Annotated in this window: 6 protein-coding genes; 3 read left to right on the top strand and 3 right to left on the bottom strand. The window is 57.3% G+C overall.

The features are described from left to right. The coding region (locus ACF8AM_RS17980) for a LapA family protein (protein ID WP_392556969.1) at nucleotides 1-2,086 on the bottom strand (2,086 nt) is incomplete at its 3' end. 186 nt (nucleotides 2,087-2,272) lie between these two features. Here ACF8AM_RS17980 and ACF8AM_RS17975 point away from each other — a divergent pair. Together ACF8AM_RS17975 and ACF8AM_RS17970 are read left to right on the top strand one after the other, a co-directional pair. Further along, on the top strand, nucleotides 2,273-5,236 hold the full coding sequence (locus ACF8AM_RS17975) for a hypothetical protein (RefSeq protein ID WP_392556968.1): 2,964 nt from the start codon (nucleotides 2,273-2,275) through the stop codon (nucleotides 5,234-5,236). Between the two features lie 134 nt (nucleotides 5,237-5,370). Then, nucleotides 5,371-6,405 (top strand): tetratricopeptide repeat protein, encoded by a 1,035-nt coding sequence (locus tag ACF8AM_RS17970; RefSeq protein ID WP_392556967.1) that lies wholly within the window; start codon nucleotides 5,371-5,373, stop codon nucleotides 6,403-6,405. A gap of 211 nt (nucleotides 6,406-6,616) precedes the next feature. On the opposite strand, the gene ACF8AM_RS17965 is transcribed toward ACF8AM_RS17970, so the two are convergent. Then, a complete protein-coding gene (locus ACF8AM_RS17965; RefSeq protein ID WP_392556966.1) occupies nucleotides 6,617-8,089 on the bottom strand; it encodes a DUF1501 domain-containing protein in 1,473 nt (490 codons plus the stop codon). Next, nucleotides 8,086-11,061: a DUF1553 domain-containing protein gene (locus tag ACF8AM_RS17960; RefSeq protein WP_392556965.1), complete on the bottom strand. Its 2,976-nt coding sequence runs from the start codon at nucleotides 11,059-11,061 to the stop codon at nucleotides 8,086-8,088. The genes ACF8AM_RS17965 and ACF8AM_RS17960 overlap by 4 nt, the downstream gene beginning before the upstream one ends. A gap of 505 nt (nucleotides 11,062-11,566) precedes the next feature. Here ACF8AM_RS17960 and ACF8AM_RS17955 point away from each other — a divergent pair. Continuing rightward, on the top strand, nucleotides 11,567-12,790 hold a 1,224-nt coding region (locus tag ACF8AM_RS17955; protein ID WP_392556964.1), incomplete at its 3' end, for a BBP7 family outer membrane beta-barrel protein.

Genomic DNA, 12,790 nt, shown 5'->3' with positions numbered 1-12,790 from the left:
CCTCCGTCGCAATCTTCAACTGCACGTTGCCAAGGTCCCCCATCGCGTCGATCTGATAGTAGTAGTCACTGCCGACCTGCTGAGCTCGAGCATCCAGCTCTACCGAGACGCGGGTCCACCGGACCGTTTCGACATCGATCCGAATCCACTGCCCGATCCACTTTTGCGGCTCCTTCAACAGATCCGTTGGTCCGGCCTCAACCGCCGAAGACCGCATGGCAGACGCGAGCGGCCCGAGCGGTTCGGTGCCAACAGGAATGGAACCGGCTTGTTCTGCCGCCCCAATCATCGAAAAGAAAACCTGTGAGTCCGCGTCCATCAAAGGTCGTCGACTGAGGGCGACAATTTCAGGCAACCGAGAGATGTCCACGTTCAACTCGCTGAGCACTTGCCAACCAAGCGTCTCGGGCTGCACCGGATGCCAACGGAGATTCCCAGCCATGACCACGGCTGGTGTTTCGTCGCTGTCGTGCAGCGAAACGCCCACGCCCGATAACCGGTCCCCCACCGCGGCCTGCTTGGGCAACGGCGCCGCAACCACCTGCGTTCGCATCCCCGCTTCATCAACCAAAACCAATTCCACTAACTGCCGCAGCCCCAAAAACTCCGTCAGCTCCTTCGGGACCGACACAAACTGAAGCGATTCAATTGCCCCATCGATCTCAACGGCATCGCCCACGGAGATTGAGGCGGCATCTGATTTGGGGTTCCGCTGATCCAAGGTGGATTCCGACAACCGCTTCAACCGAAACACCAACTTGGCCTGTTCTTCTCTGGCCGCGTTGTCACTGCCTTTTGACCGCATCCGATCTGCGAGTCGTTTCAATCGCTCGACATCAAACCCTGACAACACGTCCAGCAGCGACGAGGCACCTGCAGAGGCTTCCACCTCTTTTGTTTGAACAGCAGCGTCCGCCTGCGGTGCGACACCCCAAACCTGATTCGCGGTCAACGATACGCCCCCCAACGCCACGAAGACCAACAGCGGCAAAGTGACATGGTCCTGCTGGCGTTTGGCTCGCAGACGCCGGTGCGCGACCGCTGAACGCCACATCACCAAGGCTCCGATCGCGATCCCAATCGCAGTCGCGATCAAAACAATCATCCCCAGCGAAAGCGAACGAGATTTCTTCGGCGACTGCTCGACCGGACTGTTCGATGCCAACGACTGAATCGCCGCCCCGACGACGGGGTTGCCGTTGGACCGGACCGCTTGCACATGGCCAACCACGACGGGCGTGAGCTCCACTCCATCGGCAGATTGATACGAGAGCCGTTTCAGGAATTCGCCTTCGATGACGATTGTGGGCAACGGCGCCTTCACGTCCACCGCACCGCTGGACGTTCGATCACTCGCCAGGTCAGGCACCAGTTCACGAATCCCACTGGGCAATTCAGGAACGATGACCAACCAAGGCCGTAGGCTTCCGTCATCCGGTTGCAACCAACAATCCCAGTACCGGTCGATTCCCCATTGGTTCGCGTTGGCTTGCACCGACACAATCCGCACCAGCGTCCCGGTCGCGCGCACCGTTCGGCCTCGATAAACATCCGGCTGCTGCAACAGTGGCAGCAGTCCCGTATCCAACACGGGCTCAAAGGGTGGCTCCGCCGACCAAGCTTTCGGTGATCGATGCAGAGCCAAAGTCGCGCACAAAGCGGGCTGATCGGCCGCCCGCCACACGGTTCCGTCGTCCACCTGAGCGATCAACGACTCCTGCTCCATTCGGGTGGGAGTACGTTCGCCGTCCTCAAGCGTTTGGTCTTCTGAAAGAATCTGCTCCGTGACAGCTGCCTGGACCGTTTCCCACTCCGAGGCAGTCTCGTTCGCGTCGGTTTTATCCGTCAAACGCGAGGCTGTCTCCGCTTGGACCGGGACCATCGTCTCGGGAAAGAAGATCGCATACACCCCAGGACGTGCCGCTTGCTTCATCACCATCAGGACCAACACCAACGCCAGCATCAACCGAAACAGCCGCCGGTAAGTTTGGGTGGGAAGGCCGCCTCGCCCGCGTCGACGATAGAGATTGTCACGATTGATTTCGTTGGGAATACGCATGGTCACGCATTGGATTCGTGGACACATCCGGCCGCAAAAGGTTGCTACCGGTACTTTCGCACTTTAATCTAGTCTTTTGCGATGCAATACAACCGCAAGGGTCGCGGCACAACCATCCGAAGCTCTTCTCCCCTCTCGTCTGCACCCATGATGCCAGTACCGATTCCATCGTCCCGTCGCCGATCTCGACTAGCCATTCGGGTCGTCGCGGCGATGTTCGTCTGTTCTTCCCTGCACTCATCGTCCAACGTTGCTGCCGAAGGTGAACCCGCCGAAGAATTTTTGAAACGTCTGCGTTCGGCCGGCTATTACGACATGGCCGATGTGTACCTGGATCGGCTGCCGAATATCCCTGGTGTGGATCCCCAACTGATCTCCGCAATTCCGCTGGAGAAAGCCCAAACGTCGATCGACGCTGCCATCGCCTCCCGAAGCACCAGCCAACGCGATCAAGCATTCGAAAAAGCCGAGTCGGAATTGCAGGCCTACGTGGATGCCAATTCGTCGCACGAACGAGCCAGCGAAGCACGTTCGATGTTGGGCAAATTGCAAATGGTTCGTGCCGCTCAATACATGAGCGGTGACCTGGATTCGGGCAAAAGAAAAAAGGCTCGGGCGACCTATGCCAAGGCCGCCAAAACCTTCAGCGACATCCAAACGGATCTGAAAACCAAACTGGAGGGCATGCAGGGTGCCAAGATCGATCCGGCCAAAGATCCCGAGAAGGCAGCTCTGCGAGACCAGTATCGGTTCGAGTACTTGCTCGCTCGCCAGAACACGGGCGAAGCTCAATTGATGGGCGCCAAGACATTTGAGAATCCATCCAAAGACGGCAAGGAACTGCTGAAGAAAGCGCTCGCTGAGATGGTCGAACTCAGCGAAAAGTATGAAAAGTACATCATCGGCGCGTCCGCCTATCACAAACGTGGCGACATCGAACGCTTGCTCGGTCAAAAGAACAAAGCGATCGAAAGCTACACGCGAATGCTGGAGCAGCAGGACGCCGATCCGCTTCGCGAACCCAAAATCGGTGCCACGATCGGTCTGATCAAACTCGCACTCGCCGAAGACCCACCGAACTACAAAGACGCCATCAAACAAGGTGAGGAGTTCGAGAAAACTCTGCGCCCAAACGAGAAACGATTGCCGATTGCACAAGAACTCAGAATCGAACTTGCCAAAGCGTTCATCGCCAAGAGCAAAGACGAGAAGGACACCAAACCCAACGAGCGAACTCGAGCGACCAGTGACGCCCGACAACTGCTGCTGTCCGCCAGAAAGATTGAAGGTCCGCACACCGAGGAAACCAAAACGCTGCTCGCTGAACTCGGGGTGGAATCTAGCGACGAAACGGTGGAACTTCCCACGGCGGACGATCCAGCTAACTTTGATGAAGCCTTCAGTTCCGCCAACCAATTGGTCCAAACAGCACAATTGCTAAGCGAACAACTGCAACAGCTTCAAGCAGACAAAGCCCCCGCCGACCAAATCAAGGAAGTCGAAGACTCCCTCGTTGACGCTCGAAAAACCGGCGTGATCATCCTCCGTCGCGGCTTGTCGATGATCCATTCTGAATCCGACACCATGCAGGTCAACGAAGCCCGCAAGTTCCTGACGTTCCTGCTGCAACAAGAAGAGCACTTCCGCGACAGCTTTGTGACAGGCCGTTTCCTTGCCCAGAACGCTCCGGGAACCGACGCGGGGTTGGTGGGCGGAGTCCTGGCGCTGGGGTCCGCCCAAAAACTGATCACTCAATCAGGCGATCGCGAAGCGGAGTACTGGCTTAAAGAACTGCAATCTGTTGGCGATTACTTGGTCCGCATCTGGCCCGATGACCCCAAAGCCGCGGCCGCACAAGACATCATGGTGCGTTTGGCACTCAGCAACGATGACTTTGACGGCAGTCGAAAACTGATCGACGAAATGGCCGACGGACCACAAAAATTCATGCTGGCTCGCCTGCTCGGCCAATCACTGTGGAACGATTCCATTCGCCTGATTTCGGAAGAGAAGAACGACCAAGCTCAATCTCAAATGCAGGCCGCTGCCAAGGAACTTCAAAAGGGACTCGACGGAATCACCGGCGGCTTGGTGTCGATGGAAGCCTTCCAAGCGGCACTCACATTGGCCAAGATCCGAGTCCGAACCGGTGCCCCCGACAAAGCGGTCAAGACGCTCGACCATCCGAAGTACGGGCCGATCACCAATCGATCCAAGATGGATGCTCCCTCCGCTGCCATGATCTCTGATCTGTATCGCACCGAACTGCAAGCGGTCGTCGGGCTGATGACGACCAGCGACGGAGACTCGGACAAGTTGCTGGACCGTGCGGCCGGCGCAATCGATGCTCTGCGTGAGAATGCCCAAGGAGCCGACGGCCAAAAACGTTTGGTCAGCACATTTGTTTCGCTGGCAAACGACATCCGCCAACAACTCGACACAGCACCTCCGGCCAAAAAAGCAAAGCTCATCGATGCGTTCCAAGTTTTCTTGACTCGCATTGCTGATTCAACCGACGACAAAGCCACCTTGCAATGGGTCGGGCAAACCCTCATGGAACTCGGTGAAGCTTCCATGGCGCCCGGCCAAAAGAAGGCCGAAGGGCAAGCCGCCGCGTTGCTGAAATCGGCTGCCGACACCTTCACGAGTTTGAAAGATCCGTCCGAAGCAGGACTGACCAATCGATTCCTGCTCGGCAAAACACAACGCTTGCGAGGCGAATACTCGGCAGCACTCAATGAGCTTGAAAGCGTACTGAAGCAAAAATCGATGATGCTGGACGCACAAAAGGAAGCCGCACTGACGTACGAACAATGGGCAGGTGAGTTGGCACCCAAGTTCGCCGGACGAGCCTACAAGTCCGCACTCAGCGGAGGTCGCCCCGGGCCAGACAAGAAGAACACCATTTGGGGCTGGGGCCGGATCAGTCAACTCACCCAACGAAACGAACAATTCCGAGACATTTTCTTCGAATCTCGTTACCACGTCGCGTTGTGCCGTTACCTCCAAGGCAAAGCCATGAACAACGATGCCATCGTTGAACAAGCCATTCGTGATATCACCGGACTGATCGTCCTGTACCCAGAAATGGGCGGACAGGAACAAAAACAAAAGTTCGACGCGTTGCTAAGACAAATTCAACAAGCCGCTGGACAACCCGTGACGGGCCTGAAGTGACGTTCCATGTCAACTCCATGTCCGGAGGAGCGAAACTCGTCAAGAGTTTTGAGTGTCACCATGATCCGCCGAAAGTCTTGACGACTTTCGCTACGCCTTCCCAACCTGCATTCACTTTCCAAGCACTGACATCCATGATTCCCACCGCTCGTCTTTCGATTCGCTGCAGTGCCGTTCTGCTCGGCTTGCTGATTGCATCGCCCGCCATGGCCCAAACCGATCGCCTGTACCCAGAGGGTGGCGACGTCGTTTTGGGAAAGATCAAATCCATCAGCAAGAGCGGCATCGTGATGACGGTGTCCGGCAAGGACCAAACCTTCAACGCCGGTGCAATCGAAAAGGTCAGTTTCCAAGGTGACCCCAGGGCCCTGACGCAAGGCCGCGAATTCGCGCTCGACAGCCAGTTCGACCAAGCGATCGCAGAATTCAAGACGGTCGATGCCAGCAAACTGAATCGAACGCCACAGAAAGCTGACTTTGACTTCTACGTGATGTACTGCCAAGCCCAACAGGCACTCTCAGGCAATGGTGACCTGCGTGCATCCGTAACCGCGGCACTCAACTTCATCAAGCAAAACACGAACTCCTGGCACTTCTACGAAACGGCCAAGTTGCTGGGCGACCTCGCGGTCAAACTGGAGTCCTACGACCAAGCGTCGAAGTACTACGGATCGCCTCGCAACGCGCCTTCGGCGGAAACCAAAATCGAATCGCTGTATCTCAATGCGCTCGTCAAACTGAAACAGGACAAAGACGCCGAGGCCGCCAGCGACTTGCAAAAGATTATCAGCATCGGTGTTCAGTCGCCCGAGGGTGCCCGCCTGCAAACGCTTGCCAAAGCCGCTCTGGCTATCGCCACCGCGAAACAAGGCAAGGGACAAGAAGCCCTCGACATCGTCAATGAACTGATTGCGAAGTTGAATCCGACGGACACCGCGACGGCCGCCGAGATCTACAACGCTCAAGGAGCCAGCTACATGGCGATGGGTGACAACCAAGGAGCCCTGCTGGCCTACCTGCACACGCAGCTGATGTTCTCCACTCACCCCGGCCCGCACTCGGAAGCTTTGAAACAACTGGCGGACCTGTGGACCAAAGTCGGCAAACCCGACCGCGCCGCCGAAGCCCGCTCCGAACTGCAACAACGCTACCCTGGCCTAAGCGGCTGATTTCAGTCGCCCGATCGGTTTGCCTTGAAGACGACAGCCAGGCTTCCACTCCGAGCGAGCGATAACGGCCCGATCCAAGCTTAAACAGTTTGAAACCAACCTCCCGCCGGCACCTTGCGAGACGGAACAGTTGAGGACAACGGTTCTACTCTGATCTTGCTCAGTCGCCTCTCCCAAAACGAAGTATTCGGGAGAAGGCGAGCGACGCCGTTCAAGCAAACATGTCCGTGACGATTCGTGACGGCTGGGTGACGTTGGACAATCGTTGCGGCAATCCCTGGCTCATGTAGGTCAACTTGTGGTGATCGATGCCCAGCAGATGCTGAAGCGTCGCGTGCAAGTCGTGAGGCGAAACCTTGTTCTCGACCGCTTCATAACCGATGTCGTCGGTGTGCCCGATCGAAACGCCGGGTTTGATTCCGCCGCCCGCAAACCACATCGTGAAAGCGCCGGGATTGTGGTCGCGACCAATCAACTTCATCTCACGACCGCCGCGATTCTCTCGCATCGGCGTTCGTCCAAACTCACCCCCCCAGACAACCAACGTGTCTTCCAATAGGCCACGTTGATCTAGATCTTTCAGCAGCGTTGTCATTGGCTGGTCGACTTCACGGCAACGATCGTGGAACCCTTTGTTGATCGCTTCGTTGGCACCAGCACCGTGTGAGTCCCAACCCCAGTGGAACAGTTGAATGAAACGCACGTCGCGCTCGGCCAACCGGCGAGCGAGCAAACAATTGTTCGCAAACGATTCTTCGCCAGGCTTGGTGCCGTACATCGCATGAACGTCGGCGGTTTCCTGAGTCAGATCAAACGCTTCGGTCGCACTGGTCTGCATCCGGAACGCCATTTCATACTGAGAAATTCGCGTGAGCACTTCGGCGTCGCCGGTTTGCTCAAACGTTTCTCGATTGAGTTTCGCCAGGGTATCCAAAGCGCGGCGTCGCTGGGTCCGACTGACGCCTTCTGGATTGGAAAGGTACAGCACCGGGTCGCCTTTGCTGCGGCACTGGACGCCTTGATGCACGGAAGGCAGAAAACCCGATCCCCAAACGCTCTTTCCGGCGGACGGTGTCTTGCCGCCGGAGACGAGAACAACAAACCCGGGCAGATTCTGGTTCTCACTGCCGAGGCCGTACATCGTCCACGCACCAAAGGACGCCGAGCCAAGATTCTGACTGCCAGTGTGCAACAGCAACTGCGCCGGTGCGTGGTTGAACTGGGTCGTGTGCATCGATTTAACGAAGCAGACTTTATCGACCACCGACTGGAAGTGCGGCAAACGATCGGAAACCCAAGCCCCACTTTCACCATGTTGAGCGAATGGAAACTGCGGCCCCAACATTTTGGGCACGCCTTGGATGAACGCGAAACGCTTTCCTTCCAAGAAGCTGGCCGGCGTGTCTTTCCCATCGAGTTGCTGCAAGTCGGGTTTGTAGTCAAACAATTCCAGCTGGCTCGGTCCGCCCGCCATGTGCAGGAAGATCACACGCTTGGCTTTGGGTGGAAAATGCGGTGCCAGTTTCGGTGCCGGATCGCCGGATTGCGCGGCCTCACCGTGGACCGGGTTGGCTTGACTGCCCAACCACATCCCGGCCAAACCGAGCGAGCAATTCTGCAAAAAGTGTCGTCGTGTTTGCCATTGCAACAAACCAAGACGCACGGAGTCGTTGAGAGGATTCATTTGGTCAGTGCTTTGTCGAGGTTCAAAATCGTGCTGGCCACAATCGCGAGTGCGTTCTGGTCCACGTTGAGCTTGCCGTCGCCTTGCGGGACGCCGCTGGTTTCGTCCAAGTCGTCATAGAGTGCCTTCAATTCGTCAAGTTCCCATTCCGACGGTTCGCTTTGGGTCACCAAGACAAACATGCGAGCGATTTGTGATTCAATCGGAGTGTTGGCGTCCTCGGTATCAACCGCGGCGGCTTGTTTGACCAAAGCCTTGCTACATTCGGCGTAAACAGGATCGTTCAGCGTCACCAGAGCCTGCAGAGGCGTGTTGGTCGCGATTCGCCGTGGTGCACACAGGTCTCGCGTGGGTGAATCGAAGGTCAAGAAACTCGGGTAGGGACTCGTCCGTCGCCAGTACGTGTAGAGCGCCCGCCGATACCGTTCGGGACCGGTCGCGGTCTTCCATGACGCCCCGCTGTAAACGGTCTGCCAAACGCCATCGGGCTGAGGCGGCATGACGGACGGACCACCGATTTGCTCGGTCAACAATCCTGACACGGCCAACGCTTGATCGCGAACCATTTCGGCAGTCAATCGCGTTCGCGGCCCACGAGCCAACCACTGGTTTCGGGGATCAGCCTGTTGCAGTTCTTCGCTGACGTGATGCGTCTGACGATAAGTCGATGACAACACCAACTCACGCAGGAAAGGCTTCAAGTGCCAACGGTGTTCGCCTCGCAATCGCAGGGCCAGATGATCGAGCAACTGCGGATGGGTCGGCTGCAGACCGCTGGATCCAAAGTCCTCTTGCGTTTCCACCAATCCGATTCCAAACAACTGAGCCCAGACTCGATTAGCCCACACTCGCGGAGTCAGCGGGTTGTCATTGGAAACCAACCATTGAGCCAATTCCAAACGGCTGTTCACGTCCGTGGGACTCACCGAGGTGCCCTGGGTGAAGGCCACTGGAATCGCTGGATCGACCTTCTCACCGCGTTCCATCCAGTTGCCACGCACGAACACGCGTGTTTCTCGTGCTGCCTCAGCCGGGCGACTGAAAACGATCGGCAATTTGGGGCCTTTGACCTGCGACGCTTCCTTGCGGGCTTGCGCGAGCGAATCGGTGAGTTGTTTCCACTGGTTGCTTTCGAGCAACTGGTTGGCTTCCTCGTCCGTGGTCGCGAACCATTCCAATCGACGGATCGGTGTGGCCACATTTCCGGATGTCGAGTGAGACTGACGCATGGTCAATCGCAGCGTTTTGATGGACTTCTCATTCAGCGATTCCCAGGAACTCGGATCTCGCATCACCAACACGGTCTGACGCGGTCCGGTCAGCTTCGGGTATTCGCCAGCACCTGACGCGTTGCCGCGAAGGACATCGTCTGGATCGGTGCTGCCGGTGATCGCATCGGCGATGACGCCCGCCCACTCGACCGGAGTGGCGTTGCCGTCGGCGTCGATCCATTCGGCGGTGAGTTGGCTGAGGACGGAACCTTGCTCGGGCCACTGCGCCGGATCATCGCTGAACGGCAAGATGTCGAGCTTCATCGCCGACAACGGTTGCTCACCCAATAGAGTTTGCAAGTCTTCGAGGTTCAGCTCGACGGTGTACTTCGTGCCAGGCGGGAAGGTACCACCATCGGTCACGATTTGATTGTCGACCTGTTTCAGTTTGCCGTCGGTGGTTTGGAACGATGCCGGGGTCAGCGAATGCCAGTTTGCTGTGTGAGCGACATTCCATCCGACCGCGTTGCGTTGATGACGCAACTCTTCGACTCGCCGCTGCACACTGATCGCGTGTTCCATTTGCGATGGATCGTTGGGAACACGGATCGTTGGGTACTCGTCTTGCAGGTCAGCATCCAGCGTGTCATTGAACATCGCCAACGACGCGTAGTACTCGTTGTGCTCGATCGGGTCGTACGGATGCGAGTGGCACTGGACGCATCCAAAGGTGCTGGCCTGCCACACCGTCCAAGTCGTGTTGACGCGGTCGATCAACGCAGCGATGCGGAACTCTTCGTCGTCGGTCCCGCCCTCGGTGTTGGTTTGCGTGTTGCGATGAAACGCGGTTGCGATCCAGTCTTCCGCGGTCGCGTCTTCGAGCAAATCGCCAGCCAATTGCTTGATCGTGAATTCGTCGTAGGGCATGTCAGCGTTGAAGGCCTGGATCAACCAATCTCGGTAAGGCCACATGTCACGGTGGGGATCCTTTTCAAACCCCATCGAGTCGGCGTAGCGTGCGAGGTCCATCCACACGGATGCCCAACGTTCACCAAAATGGGACTTGGCCAACATCGCGTCGACCTCCGCTGCATAAACCGCTTCTTTCTCACCGGGTGATGAGACCGAGTCGAGCTTGGCAAGAAACTTGGTGAGTTGTTCACTCGAAGGCGGCATTCCTATCAAATCAAAGGAAGCGCGACGCAGCCATTGTTCAGCGGGCGCTTCATCGCTCGGGGCGAGACCTTTGGCTTGCAAGTTTGCCAGCACGATTGGATCAAGCGGCTGCGTTCCCCATTTGCTTTCACCCGAGTCCTCTGGCTTCGAAGCGGCGGGCGATGACATTGGTACCAGGGGCGTGAGTGCCCACATGTTTTGCCACTGGGCTCCTTCCGCGATCCAGCGACGCAGCAGCTCAATGTCTTCCGGCGAGAGAGGATCCGGATGCTCATCCGGCGGCGGCATGCGGATGTCAGCGTCGTCGGTCGTGATGCGTTCGAACAAGATCGATGCGTCGGGGTCGCCCGGCTCGACAATCCATCCGTCCGGCGGCAGAACCTGCTCGGGATAGATGAAGGAGACGTCACCGGCTTGCTTCACCCCGCCATGGCACGATGTGCAATTCGCGACGAGAATCGGGCGAATCTGCGAGTTGAAATCGACCGGAGATTCCTCTCCAGACGCGCGGTCGTTTGTGTTTGCGCGTTCCGCAACTGGGGCCGTCGTCGCCGTCGAGAGGCTCAGGCAAAACCAGCCAAGCAACGCAACCAGACGGAATCTGGCCGCGAGTTTCGGACTTCGCCCCTGGCAGAGGCTCCAGTCAAACTGACGCCGGCGAATAAGACGAACCGGGGCATCCCGACCGGATAACGACGGGAGGCTGGAAATTAAATTTGGCATGGAGGGAAATGAGGCGGGGTTTCTGGGCTGGATCAGAGCGTCCGTCCATTATAGCGGCACTGAGAGCGGTTTCAGAGGTTCTGCTTCGTTTCACAAAAATGCCCGTGAAACCGCAGCCTGACGACCGAACCGAAAAACACACAAAGAAGGAAGCTTAGGCAAGACGCACCGGGTTTTCCAAGAGCGTCGACCGTAACGATTTTTCCAATTTTGATGCTTTTGGTTGCAGGATCTCAACATTCTGGGTCGATACGAGTGGTGAGCCGGTGATTCTCGACCGACGGCACGACTCGACATGCCTTGTCAGTCAGCCCAACGGGGTCGAGCCTCACCTCCCCCCCGACTCCAGCATTGATGGGTGACGCCCGTGTCAAAACGTCTGTTTTACTTTTGTGTCTTTGGGACGCTTGCTGTGATGGCAGCTCCTTTGCATGCACAAACCAATTCAACTCGGTCGAGCCAATCCGGTTCGGTCCGCAACGCGAGCTATATCGAGCAGAACGCTCGAGCATCGTGGCAGCCAGTCCGAGACCTCTCGCAAAAGAAGACTTCGCAGTCGACCAACACGAACCGCCCGCAGTCGGCGAACGTTCAGTTGGTGGACCACACGTCACCTTTGCCTTCTCCGCCCATGCCGCCTTCGATCAACCCGATCATTGAAGAAGGCCCAATCACCCATTCGATGCCCTTGGACGGCCAGGTCATTTATGACCCAATGCTGGACGGTGGCTGCGATTCGATGCCAATGGGCAGTTGCGGTTGCGGCGACCAAGGGTGCGACGGAGGCTGCGGTTCAATGAGCTACGGTGGATGCGATGGCATCGGTTGCGGCAGTGGAGTCTGCCACAACGGCGACCCAATGTGCGGCGAGTACAACGATTGCGACGCGATGCGACCATGCATGACGCTTTGCTGGCCTCAAGACGGATGGTTCTCGGCTGAGTACCTGATGTGGTGGCAAGACGGCATGTCGTTGCCACCTTTGGTGTCCACCGATGTGCTGCCATCGCAACGCTTCCCCAATGATCCGGGCACTGTGTTGTATGGCGGCCAAGATGTCTTGACCGACAACATGGACGGTCTGCGATTTAAGTTTGGATTCTGGTTGGACAAGTGCCACACGTGGGGCATCGGAGCGGAAGGTTTCGGAATCGGGGAAGAAACGGACAGTTACCGTGCCAGCGGAGCCAACTCACAATACCTGGGTCGCCCGTTCATCAACGTGGCCAATGGCAGCGTCGAAGACCAACAACAAGTCGCCTTTCCCAATCAGCTCGCTGGGACCGTGGCCGTCGATGTCGACAGTCGCTTGCGAGGATGGGGAATCAACCTGCGTCACCTTCGCCGCAGCGAAACCGGTTGCAGCCAAGGCGTCTTCTGCGGTTGCCCCGAACACACCTGCGAACGATTCGAATACCTGATTGGATTCCGCCAAGTCGAACTGCGTGAAGGCGTTCGAATCACGGAAGACCTGGCCAGCATCCCACAGGGTACCGAAGCCGTTTTGGAATACGACATCTTCGATGACTTCCGAACTCGCAACCAGTTCAACGGACTGGACTTGGGTTGGATGTACAAACGGACGCGAGGT

Origin of the sequence: Rhodopirellula sp. JB055 (genome assembly GCF_043100905.1) — a bacterium.
In the GTDB taxonomy this organism is placed as follows: domain Bacteria; phylum Planctomycetota; class Planctomycetia; order Pirellulales; family Pirellulaceae; genus Rhodopirellula.
Note: the sequence above shows the minus strand (reverse complement) of the source record. Positions and strands in the feature narration are given on the sequence as shown.